8 protein-coding genes are annotated in these 15,383 nt (G+C 42.3%); all 8 read left to right on the top strand.

Annotated features, from left to right (window positions below; translation table 11 throughout):
* Positions 1–38 precede the first annotated feature (38 nt).
* The 8 genes from tssF (at position 39) to JMX93_RS09840 (ending at position 15,318) form a co-directional block, all read left to right on the top strand.
* A complete protein-coding gene (gene tssF, locus JMX93_RS09805; RefSeq protein ID WP_499204574.1) occupies positions 39–1,862 on the top strand; it encodes a type VI secretion system baseplate subunit TssF in 1,824 nt (607 codons plus the stop codon).
* Positions 1,826–2,851 carry a type VI secretion system baseplate subunit TssG gene (tssG, locus tag JMX93_RS09810; RefSeq protein ID WP_499204575.1) on the top strand — a complete coding sequence of 342 codons (1,026 nt, stop codon included), beginning with the start codon at positions 1,826–1,828 and terminating at the stop codon, positions 2,849–2,851. Before tssF ends, tssG begins: the two co-directional genes overlap by 37 nt.
* 151 nt (positions 2,852–3,002) lie before the next feature.
* Positions 3,003–5,936 (top strand): type VI secretion system ATPase TssH, encoded by a 2,934-nt coding sequence (tssH, locus tag JMX93_RS09815; RefSeq protein ID WP_499204576.1) that lies wholly within the window; start codon positions 3,003–3,005, stop codon positions 5,934–5,936.
* Positions 5,936–7,090, top strand: a complete 1,155-nt coding sequence (gene tssA, locus JMX93_RS09820; protein WP_499204577.1) for a type VI secretion system protein TssA — start codon at positions 5,936–5,938, stop codon at positions 7,088–7,090. The genes tssH and tssA overlap by 1 nt, the downstream gene beginning before the upstream one ends.
* A gap of 105 nt (positions 7,091–7,195) precedes the next feature.
* Entirely contained in the window at positions 7,196–9,940 is a 2,745-nt protein-coding gene (locus JMX93_RS09825) for a contractile injection system protein, VgrG/Pvc8 family (protein WP_499204578.1), read from the top strand.
* Between the two features lie 54 nt (positions 9,941–9,994).
* Complete coding sequence (locus JMX93_RS09830; RefSeq protein WP_499204579.1) at positions 9,995–10,915, top strand: hypothetical protein; 921 nt, start codon at positions 9,995–9,997, stop codon at positions 10,913–10,915.
* Between the two features lie 18 nt (positions 10,916–10,933).
* Positions 10,934–14,134 (top strand): toxin VasX, encoded by a 3,201-nt coding sequence (locus JMX93_RS09835; protein ID WP_499204580.1) that lies wholly within the window; start codon positions 10,934–10,936, stop codon positions 14,132–14,134.
* A 29-nt stretch (positions 14,135–14,163) separates the two neighbouring features.
* Positions 14,164–15,318: a DUF6708 domain-containing protein gene (locus tag JMX93_RS09840; RefSeq protein ID WP_499204581.1), complete on the top strand. Its 1,155-nt coding sequence runs from the start codon at positions 14,164–14,166 to the stop codon at positions 15,316–15,318.
* Positions 15,319–15,383 lie beyond the last annotated feature (65 nt).

Genomic DNA, 15,383 nt, shown 5'->3' on the forward strand with positions numbered 1-15,383 from the left:
ATCTATACAGTTAGCAGCGATCAATATATTGAGGCGTCATGGACAGTCTACTTCCTTACTTTGAGCATGAGCTTAGCCTGTTTAATAAACAGTCAAAAGAGTTTGCCAAAAAATACCCAAAAATAGCCAATCGGTTGTTGATGGGGCACGATACCGTAGATGATCCGCATATAGAGCGGTTGATACAGGCTTTTTCGCTGATTAGTGCGCGCATCAATAAAAAGCTGGACGATTCATATGCTGATTTTACCGAATCTTTATTAGAAGTCGTTTATCCCGATTATCTTAAACCCTTTCCATCGGTCTCTATTGCCCAGTTCAATCTAGGTGTGCAGGGTAATGCGATGAGTGAGCCGGTTTTAGTATCTAAAGAGACCCTGTTTGCTAGTCAAAAAATAAATGGCACGCCTTGCCAGTTTCAGTCAACCCAAGACGTGACTTTGCTACCGCTACAGATAGACAGCGTCGACTTTGAGACTCGCCAAGAGGTGTATGACAATCAGCATGGGCTGCTTAACGGCTGCATTAGTATTAAGTTCAAAGGTCTTAATTCGAGCTTTGACTATCAAGCCTTATTAAATCACTCGTTAGACTTATATATAGACGAAGATGCCAGTCAAGGCACCAGTTTGTGGGACTTGTTAGGGTGTGATGTGAAGCAAACACACCTTCATGGTAGGCAAGTCAATAATATAGCCGGTAGCCCATTTGAGATGTTAGGCTTCGACCCTGAGCAGCAAATTCTTCCCAGTCATAGAGTGAGTAATGCTGCCTCTGCCTTATTAAAAGAGTACTTTTATTTTCCCGAAAAATTCAATTTTTTACGCCTTAACCTTGGTAAAGTTTGTCCAGATTTAAAGATCGATAGTAAGGGCTTTGAGATTCGCTGTTATTTTAAGTTTGATAAAAAAAATACCATCCGCCTAAAAAACTTGCAGCAGCTAAGTGCTAGCAGTATTAAGTTGTTTTGTACACCCGTTGTCAATCTTTTCAAGGCTGCTGCCAAGCCTATTCAAGTTACCCATCGTTCTATCTATTACGATTTGGTACCCGATACCCGTGCGCTCTTTCAGCATGAAATCTATGAGGTTAATAAAGTCATAGAGTCGAAGCAAAGTGACAATCGTTTGATACAGCGTGAATATCATCCGTTTTATGCGCTCAATCACTATGAGCAGCAAGATGACGGTCGTTATTATCATATCAAACGCGATAAGGATATGGCTGAGTTTAAGCAAGGTTTTGAATACCAGATTATGTTTGTAGAAAAAGACCGCGAAGACTTAGCCGGCGCGGTGAGCATGAGTGCTTCTTTATTGTGTACCAATAGAGATTTGCCAGCACAAGTGGTATTCGGTCAAAGCCGTGGCGATTTGTTTAGCGAAGGGATGACAGGTTTTAGTAGTTTGTCGTTGCTAAAGCAGCCGACCAGAACGGCACGGTTTGAATACACAGGTGAGGAACGTTGGCGCTTGATATCACTGATAAGCCTAAACTTTTTATCACTTGCTGCTCAAGATGCTGAGCTGATGAAGGAGTATCTGTCGCTATATGACATTACGCAATCTGCTTCTAATAAACTATTGGTCGAAGGTATTGTCTCTGTCGAGACCAGTATTGAAGCTCGACGTATTCAGCGCGTGCCGCAACCTGGATTTGTGCGTGGTACGCTGATTAATATTCAAATCAATCAAAAGAATTTTGCTGGAGTGAGTATCCGTCAGTTTGCCCATTTATTGGCTCATGTGTTTGGCTATCACGCCAGCTTAAATAGCTTCGTTGAAGTGTCCATGAGTGATGCCGTTACCAAAGAGGAGGTATACAGATGTCAGCCACGCAGCGGTCTCAGTCCTCTTATTTAACGGATCTAATGGCTGCGCCGCAATCCTACGAGTTATTGCAAGCGCTACGTTTGGTTCAGCATGAAGTCAGTATGGGACATGCACCTATCGAGGTGCGCTACCGTGCCTCATTGTCATTGGCGTATCCGCAAGCTGAAATTGAGTCAATGTCGCTCATTGCTCAGGACAATATGGAAGACAGTGGCAGTTCAGTAAAGGCCAGTTCATTAAAGGCTAGGCAGATAGATGTTTGCCCCGCAGTTATCGGACTCACAGGCCCATTATCAGCCTTACCAGCGATGTATACCGACCATCTAGCCTCGCGAGTCAATCATGCAAAAGATAAAGCGGCACCAGCATTTTTAGATTTATTTAACCATCGTTTAACCGATTTATATGTACAAGCGAGCTGGTTTTATAACTTGCCATTACAGTATGAGATAAATAATAAAAAAGACAACTATCTGTTGAGCTTACGGGCATTGGCGCGTCAGCCGAAGAAGTTAACCGCTATCGATAGCTTGATAGCTTATGCTGGCATGATCGCCCCAGGACGCCTGACAGCCGACCAGTTGTCACATGTACTGTCGCATTTTTTAGACAGCACCGTCAGTGTCGAGCAATTCGTACCGGAGTGGTTTGATCTACCAGCCAGTGAGCAGACTGCGCTCGGTGGGAAGCATGCAGCACTTGGACTGTCTGCATTTTGCGGTGCGCGCGTTGTACAGTTTGATAGCAAAATTAGAATCGTGTTCCATCAATTGGATGCCAAACGCTATCTTAGATTATTACCTGCAGGGGATATGTATTGCGTCATTATCGATTTTATTCGTAAATGGTGTGGGGTCTGCCTTGCCGTCGAAATGCAGTTAGAGCTAGACAAACAATACATTACCCCGTTGTCATTATCAGAAAGTAATTTTGGTGGTTTGGGGCAGGGTGGGTTTTTGGTATCACAGCCTGCAACGCAGCACCATGATGACACCCGCTATGCCTTGCCTATTCAGTGAGTGTTTTATGGCTGATAAATAGACAGGTTGCTTGTTTACTTATCAGCCATACTGAGTTTGATATAGATAGGTTTTACCTATTGTGAAAAGTTATACATCAGTCTTATAAAAATAATGTTAAGTCTATTGAAAATGCCAAAGGAAAAGGTTTATGAGCCAGTTAAAAGCTGTAATTACCCGCTTGAGTCCAAGTTGCCGACAGTGTTTGCAGCAGGCAGCTAGGCTCTGTATTAATAATGGGCATCGTGAAGTCGATACGGTTCATCTGCTGCATGAACTAATTGCCACACCGCACAATGATGTGGCTCAAATACTTAAGTTCAATAAGGTTGCTCAGCAGTCACTATTAGCAGACATCACAGACTTACTAGATACTTTTGCTCAAGCAACAGGCTCAACACCTGTATTCAGTCAAGGGTTGATGGCATTGTTGGAAGATGCGTGGGAGCTTGCCAGTAGCCAGCATAGTCAAAGTAATGGTAATAATAGCCCACTAGAAATCCGCTCTGGGCATATATTACTCGTGCTATTGGCGTATGAGCGTTATCAGTCGCTACTCAAAACCCTCCCTGAGCAGTTACAGTATATCGACCGTTTTACCTTAAAAGATGACTATGAACGTCAATGTCTTGGTAGTACCGAAGGCAGTGGCTCGACCAACGTGAATAAAAGCGCAAATAAAGATACGAATAAAGACACTGAAAGTAGTCCAGATAATAGTACAGACAAACAGGCATTTTTAACAGAACATGCCACGACTCAGCAAACCCCTGCGTTAGATAAATATACTTATGATTTGACCGCAAAGGCCAGTGCCGATCAAATAGATCCAGTGATAGGCCGTGAGTTTGAGATTCATCAGCTCATCGATATTTTGATTCGTCGTCGTCAAAACAATCCTATTTTGACAGGTGAGGCAGGCGTTGGTAAAACCGCTGTGGTAGAAGGGTTGGCGCAAAAGATTATTGCCGGTCAAGTGCCTGATCAGCTCAGAGATGTGACGATACGTAGTCTTGACATGGGCTTGCTGCAAGCAGGGGCAAGCGTCAAAGGGGAGTTTGAGAGCCGTCTCAAGCAAGTCATTGAAGAAGTACAAGCCTCGGTACAGCCGATTATCTTATTCATCGACGAAGCGCATACCTTAATCGGCGCAGGCGGGCAAGCGGGTCAAAACGACGCAGCGAATTTGCTTAAGCCCGCGCTGGCTCGCGGTGAGCTTAGAACCATTGCTGCGACGACGTGGTCAGAGTACAAAAAATACTTTGAAAAAGATGCGGCATTATCACGTCGCTTTCAAGTGGTCAAAGTCGATGAGCCTGATATCGACACGGCAGTAGCGATGATTCGTGGTCTAAGTGCCAAGATGCAGGCGCATTTTGGGATTTTGATAGATGACGATGCGCTACAGGCAGCCGTTGAACTATCCGCACGTTATATCAGCGATAGACAACTGCCTGACAAAGCCGTCAGTGTACTAGATACGGCAGCCGCACGGGTGAGTTTATCGAAGACAGCCATGCCCAATCAGCTGGATAGACTACAAGCCAAAGGGTTGCAGTTAGAGCAGCATGTCAACAACCTAAGTCAGCAGCTTGAACGTATCGGCGGCGTTGGTGAAAAAGAAAAAGTCAGCCAAAAAATCGCTGTACTTGATGAACAGCGTCAAGCTAATCAGCAAAGTATTGCTGATATGACAAGTTGCTGGCATGAGCAACGTCAGCTTAATGATCAGCTTGATGCGCTCAATAAGCAATTGAATGGCAAGCCAGAGGATGCCTTTAATACGAATACGCTTAGTGCAAAGGAACGCTTAGAGAAACAAGATGAGTATCAAAGCATTGAGCAGTCGCTAAAACAAATACAAGAGACGCATCGCCTTATCCATCCTGTATTAGATCGGCAAGTTATTAAGCAGATTATCTCAGATTGGACAGGGATTCCACTTAACGATATGGCAGGCAATGAAAAAGATCATATCTTAAACTTGGCTGATACCTTGCAAGCGCGTGTCATTGGGCAAGATCACTCGGTGACTGCTATCGTTAAGCGGATTCATACTGCAAAAGCACGCCTAGACGATCCTAATCGTCCGCAAGGGGTGTTTATGCTAGTGGGGCCAAGTGGCGTTGGTAAGACAGAAACAGCATTGGCACTGTCCGAAGTATTGTATGGCGGTGAGCGCAACCTTATTACGATTAACCTATCAGAATATCAAGAAGCGCATAGCGTTGCTTCCTTAAAAGGCTCGCCACCAGGCTATGTTGGCTATGGTGAAGGTGGTGTCTTGACGGAAGCGATTCGTCGTCGCCCTTATAGTGTATTGCTACTCGATGAAGTCGAAAAAGCCCATCCAGACGTATTAGATTTGTTTTATCAGGTCTTTGACAAAGGAGTGATGGAAGACAGCGAAGGACGTTTGATTAATTTTAAAAATACCTTAATTTTATTGACCAGTAATGTTGGTTCCTCCGCGATTATGCAGCAGTGTATCAATACCGATCCAGCCGTCACTGATTTTAGCTTGCCAGACAGTGATAGCCTGAAACAAGTGATTAATTCACATTTATACAAAGCCTTCAAGCCTGCATTTTTGGGTCGTTTAACAGTCATTCCTTATTATCCGTTGACGGATGACGCGCTTGCAGAAATCATCCGCTTAAAGCTGGATAAAATCACTGGTCGTATCCGTGACAATTACGATGTCCCTTGTGTCATTGATCCTGAAGTGATTGAGCTGATTTTATCGCGCTGTCATGAGGTCGATTCTGGTGCGCGCAATGCCGACGCCATTATCAGTCATACCTTGCTACCGCAGCTGGCGGGACAGCTACTGGCTCATGATGACAGTCAAAGTGTGTTAAAGAAAATTACCGTATTCGTTGATGAAGATGATAATTTTGCTTATCGTTTGGATACCGATGCCGTTGTGGCGCTCAATCACATGGCGCAATACAGTGAAGATGAGACTGAGGATAAGGTCAAAAAGTCGGCAAGCGAACCAGTTTCAACCAAAAAGCCTGCCGTTAAAAAGCCGCCAGTAAAAAAAACAGCCAGTAAAAAGGCTGTTAAGGAGGAGTCACTATAATGAACACTGATAACTCTTTAACAACCAATATTGACACTCTTGTCGCCCCTATTGAGGGCAGTCGTCACGGCGTCGGTGAAGACCTGATATTTGATCCACGTATCGATGCTATCGTTGCAGCTCGGCAAGAGGATGATCCATTACTGGCACAAGGTAATTGGGTCACTGAGCTAAAAGTGGCTGATTGGGATTTTGTGAAAAATCAATGTGCCGAGTTGCTGAGTCATACCAGTAAAGACATGAAGTTGGCACTTTGGTATGTCGATGCACTGAGCCATACCGATCATTTATCAGGTATCAGTCAGGGTTTGAGTCTGCTACAGGCACTCAATGACGAATATTGGCTGACTATGTATCCGCCACTAGATGGGGAAGAAGACAGTATGGATATCAGGGCAGGGCTGCTGTCATGGTTCGTCAAAGCGTTATCCGATGACATCAAGCAATTATCACTCGCTGATACCAAAGCAGAAAACTACAACTACAATTACTATCTAACCGCGCGTGATCATGATAAGCAGCGTCAGCAAAACCCTGATAGCGAAACGTCAAATCAATTAATACTGAGTGACTATAATCAGGCCATCAAGACCAGCAGTGAAGCTTGGCAACAAGCACTGATGAGTAATGTTAATAAAGTCACTGAGCAGTGGCAGACACTGACTGATCAGCTCAATGATTTGATGGGTATGGATGCGCCAGTCTTCGCGCCAGTCACGGATTTATTGGTTGCACTGACGCAGCATTTGCGTCCATTGATACCAGAATATTCTGATATTACTAGTAGTATTGGTCAAGAGAGTGTAGCCGATAATGTCGACCTTATTGATAATAATGAATCTGTAACGTCGGATGGCAATGGACAATCAGCTAGCACAAAAAATATTAGTTCAACCAGTTTTAATCCTAGTAACCGCGACCATCAAAGCAATCGTCGGCAAGCGCTTAAATTATTGGCGCAAATCCAAGATTATTTTGCGACCAATGAGCCGCACAGTCCGGTGACATTTTTACTCGGTCGGGCGATTGAGTGGGCGGATATGCCACTGGATCAATGGCTCACTCATATCATCAAAAACGAAGATCAATTATCGATGCTCTCTGACATGATTGGGATTCAGCCAAAACGCGACTCATCTGACGATGGTTATTAATTGAATCAACTACAAATAAACGCTTGGTTAACTGGCAATTTATACACTATTTGTGATCTTGCAATATTAAAATTTCCACCTTTGGACTGATAAAAAGGGCTTGTCATGGTATGGACTCAAACAAAGCGGCATGTGCAACTGAGCAGTGTCCATCCTGATATCGCCACCAGTCTCATTCAACAGGCTGATTTGGTGGAAAGCTTACTCGGGATGCCATTGCCCGACAGTGTTTGGAGTAAGCCCGCACTTATGCCAATGCCTGACGCTTATCCAAGCCCTTATCATCAAGATCAACGAGCGCAGTCTTATCAGCAGCGCCAGCTGGCAATTTATTGCGGCTACCGTATCAGCATTACGCTACTGCATCCACAAGCAGGACTGGATACCAAAGCTTGGATAGGACAAAATTTGGCGATTCACTGGTACACAGGTGATATGGCACTGCCACATCAAACTCGTCACGGTATGATCACAGAAGTGGTTGCCCTTGGCAGCAACAGTGGCATGGCCGCCTACCGTATCATCTGCGAACCTGCATTAAACCAGTTACGACTCTCTAGCCACAATCGTCGTCATCATCACCTTAGCCTCGGCGAGCTTATCACTAATATTGTAAGCCCTTATGAGATGGACATTGAGATTGACGAGCGGCTGAGTGATTACCATATCCAGCACAGCGTGCAATACAATCAAACGGATTTGGCTTATTTAACTCAGTATCTTGCTTTATATGGCATTACGGGCTACTACCGTCATGACATAGACAGACATACTTTGGTCTTACTGCCAAATGACGCCGAAGCATTGCGTCCAGATACCACTGAAGTTCATAGTATATTGATCCAAAACCCTGCCAACCTTGCTGATAGACAAGACCGCATCACTGCCATTCGTCCACGCGTTGCCAATCATATTCAACACACCCAGTTTAGCCGATATGATAATCGGCTTCGCGGCATCTATAGTGGTAGCAGTAGCACAGATCAGCCGATTAACTCAAACAGCCCCAGCAGTCACCAGCGCTTTCTACATAGTCATACGTACTTTGACGATGACAGTCTGGATCACCTTACCACCTGTTACCAGAAGAACCAACAGCAGAGTGCCAATCTAGGTAGCTTAATCGGTAATATCCGTCATCTTAATCTACCAAGCGCGCACTATATCGATGGTAATCCTTATGTGACAGAGCCGATTAGCCTGACGTCTATTCATCATCGCATTAATAATCATATTCCGGCAGATTGGCTGGGCAGTGCGCCCTTTGACCCAATCACGTTGCAGCCTCATCTGATTCATAATAATAATAATAATAGTGAAGATGACAGTTATGATAATGTCCACCATATCAATGCCTGCTACCTACCATTTCCGCATCATCACCATATTCCTTTTGGGGAACAGCTTGCTACACTTGGGCAACCGCATCCAAGTCTGACAGGTCTTATGAGTGCCAGTATTATTGATACAGAGAGCAGCGCCATTACTCATGACCGTAATCATCGTGCTCACATCCGATATCATTGGCAGCAGGATGAAGGCGGACAAGATAATAATAGTGACACGTCTCACTGGGTACCTATTGCTAGCCATCTAGTTGCTGATCACATGGGACAGACCCATCCTTTGCGTCATGGTCAACAGGTCTTGATCGACTTTATCGGTGGTGACATCACCCATCCCATCATCATCGGCAGTACCCATAATGGACAAGGCAATAGTGAGGCTCAGCACAATAGTATTTCCAGTGACACAGACTTCATCGATGCGACCAGTCCGACATGGTTCATTAATCAAAGCCATGCCCATCCCATAGACGGTATCAAGACTCAAAGTATCGATAGTAGTCGCACAGGTGAGGCCAGCAAAGATAGCCTTATTAACGGCTATAACCAGCTGATGTTTGACGCTCATCCTGACAGTCCGCAGATTAACGTCTATAGCAGCAGCTATCAAAGTAGCCTAACCATTGGTCATCTTTATCAGCACACCGACCACACGCGAGGCCTTGCACGTGGACGCGCCATCAGTATCGAGACCCAAGCCGCTGCCAATATTCAAGGTAATTCAGGCTTACATATCAGCAGTCACCAAGCAAATCCCTCATCAAGCCCTCACATGAGTCATGACAGTCACAGTAAACTACAAACCGCTGATTATCATCAACAAGCGTACGAGCAACTCGCTAATACCCATCAGCCTGTCGGATTGGACAGCAGCGCTAGTAACAAGCAAAGCAGTAGCCAAAACCAAGAAGACGCTCAAACGCCATTTGCCAAGTTTAGTAAAGACACCAATGACAGCGTGCTAGATAATGCGGGTCAATGGCAACAACCAAACTTGCTTATAGACTCTCAACGACATTTGGCAATGCTAAGCGGACAACACAGCCAGCATACCAGCACAAAGAGCACGCACAGCCACGCGACAGACAATACCCATCATCACAGTCAAACGCAGATGAATCAGCTGGTCGCAGGTGATATTCATTACTACGCAAACAAAGCCCAGACTCATACCGCCGCTCATGGTGATGTGACCATACAAGCGCATCAAAATCAGATGCGACTCGACAGTGAGCAAGTACTACGCATCCATAGCCGTGACAGTATTGAGATCATCGCGCCTGATACGCTGACCCTAAAAGCGGCAGGTAGTGGTATTGAGATAGCGGGCGGTAATGTGACGTTTATCACGCCAAGCCAAGTGGGCTACAAAGCGAGTAAGGTGGATTGGGGTAGTGGGGGCGGGGCTGCTAAGAAATTAGTGATGAAGCAAATGCAGTTTGAAGCTTGTGAGAAGTTAGCAGAGCAGGCTGAGGACAATCATGCTGCTAGTACCGACTTGTAATAAAGATGACTTTCACTCAAACCTTATATACAGATATAAAAGCATGACAGCATCATGAATATTCAACCAGAAAAACCATTGAGCATAAGCCTACAGATGCAAATGCTTGACTTCCGTGCGTTTAGTACTTTTGATGCGGTTATTGTTCATCATGGTCAAACAGAGTTGATTGAAGAAATCAATTCTGTTTTTCCTGACGCCGTATATTCCTTAGAGCAGGAACTGCTGCGCTATCATATGATTGATAGCCCAGTCATGATAACGTTAAGCTCAGACATTAGTAATATATTAGAGGTGCATTTGCAGCAGTGTGAGCTGCTATCTCGTCATCACGGGATACTCACACTATTGGATTATACTGCCCCTAATATAAGGGCACGCAAAACTCGAATAAGTGCGAAAGAATATCTACCAGATGATCCTGAATGGCAGCAGCCAATAGTTAATGCAACTGATATAGAAGCCTCCAAACCAGATGCTAAGCAAATTGCTCGTGTACTAGGATTGAACCAAATCATCCAGAAAGACAGTCAAAAAAAGCATTTTCGCTATTTAGATCCGCAAGTGCTAATTCATTTGTTACCACTAAAACATCATCACTATATTGCTAGTCGCTATGGCTACCCTAAGCGGCTTTGGCTGTCACTTAACAATGATTGGCAAAGTATAGATTCCATCCATCATCATCAACCTAAACAAGTTACAACAGCGCAGCGCCAACCCAGCCATTGTCCGTTATTACAAGTCCAGTTAGACAATATTAGCCTACTGAATCGCTTCTTTGCTAAAAAAGGGATTGAGGGTAGTGAACTGATACTCAATCACTACGGTGCATTGCTGAGCTGGTTGGACAAAGCGAATACTCAACTAATAGCAGCTACACATCTCACTAATCCTGTGGATCGTATGACAATAATGAATAGATGCTTATATGAGTGTTATCAGCAATCAGGTTTAGTGACATCAGATAATTAAGAGATAGGGATAAAGGTTATGGTAGCTAGTAATAGGTGCGAGCAGTGTTTGACGGAAGGGATTGCAATATTGCCTGTGCGTTGGGGAATAAAAGCCAACAATTTATTTAAGGAAGGTAGCTCTATTAATAGAGCTCGAAGATTATTAAGAGAAGGCTACATTTATATAGTTGATAACAACGGACAGTGGTATGGATATATTGTCACTCAAGGTCGTTATCTCAATCAATTCGATGTACAGAATATGGCAAAAACACCTGATTTGCCTATCGTTGATTATACTTGTCACAGAGGCGATAACTGTACGGCATTAAAGAGCTTTATTCGCATACCCAATCCAAATAATGATATAAAGACACTGTGGTGTGCCTATAGCCCTGTTAAATGGACAAAAGCAGTTATCCAAAGGCATGAAAGTAATACTGACGATGCTAAAACTAATAATATGATTGAAGTGTCACTAGCTGATGCTAAGTTAGACAGTAAGGCGGGGAGTAGCGGGTATTGGGGATACAACATTGATAATGCTGATCCAAACGAAGATGGAATATTTCCATCAGAATATTATAGTGATGAAATCAATATTTTCACTAAAGACAACTATCAACCGTATAGAGGCTTAGAACGAGAAGTATTATGCAAAATATTTGCTAACCATGAAGAAAGGAACATTGAAACAACTAAAAAAGCGAATCGAGTTTTAGAAATTATCTTTGATGATCGTATAGGCGAATTAATTGATCTAAATGAGTTTTTAATTCAGCACGAAGAGGGTTTAGAAGACAAATATTCTATAGATATAAAGCATAAATTGGAAGTTGCTAATATCATTAATGGACTAGAATATTCAATAAAATCTAGCGTTAAAGAAAGTTTTTTACTGAATGATAATGATAAAAGAATTAATGGTTTGCGTGAGAAAAATTTAGTATATTTTAGTCCACGTGATGATTTTAGTAAATATGACTACAAATATGATAAAGATTTAGAACTTACTGCTAGTCTGACACTCACAGCTGATGAACGAAGTAGAGTAAAGACTGAAGCAGAAAAAGAAGCGAATAAAGTTTGGAAAAAAGATTATGAAAAACTTTATAGAAAGCAGCAGATGGATGCTTTTTTAACCAGTGCGACTGTTAAAGAAATAGAGAAAAATTTCAAGGAAATAGCAACATATATCCTGAGAGCTCATAACGAGATCATTAAAAACGATAGTAATCTAAAAAATCAGATGCAGTATAACTTTGATACTAGTGATGTAGTTAGTGGTATATCATATACTGAGACAGTCCTAGAGTGTGTGGGGGTTACGGTTAATGATTCTGAATCTATTAAACTATACGCAAATTTAATGACTAAAGATATTAATGATCAGCAAAGCTACCTACTTCGTGCTTTGGTCTTTAATTATCAAAATTGTATTGATGCCGTTATTATAGAAGCCAATAAGAATCTTGTCTGGTCAAATTTAGACTTTGGGTCTTCTGGCATCACTATGAACAACGTACTTGAAGCGTCATGGTCTTCACTATTAGGGACTCGTGCCGGTAAACATACGGATGATATTCTAAGAAAGTCCAAAATTATACAACAATCTGTCGAGCAATTAAGTGCGCCATTGTTGAAAGTCATTAGTCAAGAAGCAAGCAGTAACGCTATATCTCAAACTATGTATGCAATTGGATTGCACTTTGATGCCCCGATCATACAACTAAGGTTTTCAGGAACTAAAAAACAAGCTATTGCAGGGCTAACAGATGTATTACTCACACAAACAAGCGTAAATTCAAAAACGAATGCGCAAAGGTATGCTCGTTTAATGATGCACCAACTAAAAGTTTTAGATGGTGTGGATTTAAATGCGAATATTTCTGGTACAACATTGGTGCTAGATACAAAAGAAGCGAATTCAGTTTTCAATAGTGTAACTAAGAATAACGCACCCACAAAATCTGCAGCAAATGATCGTTTAAACATGTTAAAGATGTCAGCTAAAAGTGGTCATCAAGGCGCTTTAGCTAATCTAAAAACTGCCCAAGCATCTTTAAGGCGTTATAATCAGGTTGTAGACCTTGCTTCTAATGAGTTTGTTCAAATTATAGAACCAAAGGTAGCCTCAAATAGTATTTCAAATAAACTAGCTACTGCAGGTACACTGTTTCAAGCTGTGGCTTGCATGAGCTTGGCTGCTGGAATCTATAGTAATTCTAGAGAACAAGGGCTACAAAAAGCGATAATGTCAGAGGGTGGTGCAAAGCTTATTGCTGGTATCGGTTTTTTATATGGAGGAATATTAGATCAACGCGTTGCTATACAAGGTATAAAAGTTAAAAATCCAGCACTTTCAGCCGCGACAAAAGAATCACTAGATAGGTCTATCGGTAAAAACGCTTGGTGGGCTAAAAGACTAAATATAGGTGCAGCTGTTATATTTTCTGGTTTTGATTTTTATCATGCATATGATGAAGCTGCGAATAAAGGCAATGCAATAATGTCAGGACTATATTTTGTGTCTGGAGTTGCAGGTTTTGGTGCAGTAGTGGCAGTCGGTTTAGAAGGGGGCATAATATTATTTGGTGCTAGTATCAGCTGGACAGGAATAGGCATTGTCCTATTTGTTATTGCTATTGGTGTTGGATTCTTAATTTCCAAATTTACTTTGTCGCCTATTCAAGAATGGATACATAACAGTATTTGGGGCAGCGATAGCCTGCATTTATCTCATGCAGCAGATATAGCAGCGTATAAATCAGCTATTGAAAATACAAAAGTAACAGAAACATCCGATGATAATGATCAATCAACTAGCAGTGGCTCAGCTACTAGCGAAAGCTCTGTTGGTTCAACAAACAATCAAAATGCCACGACTAACTCTAATACTGATATACCTGATTATCAATATTTTGAAGCTGACAAGCCACTTGACTATAAAGATATTGAGTATGAGCCTGTTGAGTATAGTCCTGAAGTAAAGCGAGAGCTTGAACTTGCGAGACAACGCCTTGAAAGACAAAGTGACGATTACAAAATTACAGGTACTTCACCAACACCACAATCAAAAGAAGCATTTAGCGTAGATTTCAGAAAAGGTGACCGGACTGAACTTGTTATGAGACAAAAAGATACCCTGCCTATACATGATCAAAAAGCAGAAGAAAAAGCTCAAAGACTAAAAGAATTACGACGTCAATTAGAAGCATTAGAGAAGAATAAAAAATAACTACATAATTGAGAAGTTGAGACTATATTATGTTTATTGATCTAACAGGTCGCTCAAAAAATAAAACTTATAATACCATAGGCCAACCTTATAAAAAAGAGTATGAGGCCTACCGCTTATATCAGCAACAGGATTACGGACTACCACTGCGTCCACAGCGTACGGTAGTGCAGTTTAATAGCACATACATGGAGTTAGTCGATAGATGGGAGTCTGAGCGCGGTGAAATAACACACATTCAAGGTGCTGCATTTTTATTGGGAACTGTTGGCTGTGCTGTAGGAGTTTCCATTACTTTTTTAGTATATTCAGATGATGGATTAAGTCTTGCTCTTTTAGGCATCTTTATTACTACAGTAATCTGTTTTGGAATACTCTGGTTTGTCATCCAACTACTAAGCCGCGAGCTATTTACCTATACCTATTTCCCCGCACGTTTTAACCGTAAAAACGGTAAAGTTTACGTCATTGGCGCCAACAAACAAGTTGAAACCTACGACTGGGATAAACTAAAGATCCATATGCAGAACGATATCAATGCTCCTTGGGATGTGCGTTGCTGTGATGTAGGTGACGACGGCATTATTCAGCGCACCTTTAGCCTGCCCTTCAGACATACCAGCCCAAATGAGTTTTTAAAACATCACTTTGAATTTGTAAACACTTATATGAATAGTAAGACCGACAAAGATATCAAACAAGTGGCGGACAGTATCAGACATGTCTTTCCTATTCATAAACGTAAAGAAACTATTAGGGAGAGTATTGAGCGCAGTCGTTTTGAATATCATAATAGATGGGAAGATATGGAGTACCCTGAAACCAGTTTAAAAATTGATCTGCACTATCTAGCGTCCACGCCTTTTTGGTTATTAAAACTACTAGGACGTCGCTTAGCTGTATTAACCTGTACCACTCCGCACTTTCCTTTTGAGATAGAGGCTGAGTGTGATATAGATCCTAAAGACAAGTTTGACTTAAATAAAAGTCCACCTAATCCGCCAAGACGAGAGTACAGCTTACTCGAAAAAGTGGGTATTAGCGTACTACTCATTATTGGCTCAATTATTGGCTTGTCGGTCTTTGCCTTATTTATAGATATAATGGGCGCAGCAAGACCACATGGCGACTATCCAAGCTTCTTTAAGATGCTCTGGGATGTGTTGTTGTTGAAGTGGTTATGAGTTTGATTGTTGTCAGCTTATTGAAAAGGCTAAATAACTTAGCCTCTGAGTATTAGATGCTTTTT

This window comes from Psychrobacter muriicola 2pS (assembly GCF_904846535.1).
GTDB lineage: Bacteria > Pseudomonadota > Gammaproteobacteria > Pseudomonadales > Moraxellaceae > Psychrobacter > Psychrobacter aquimaris.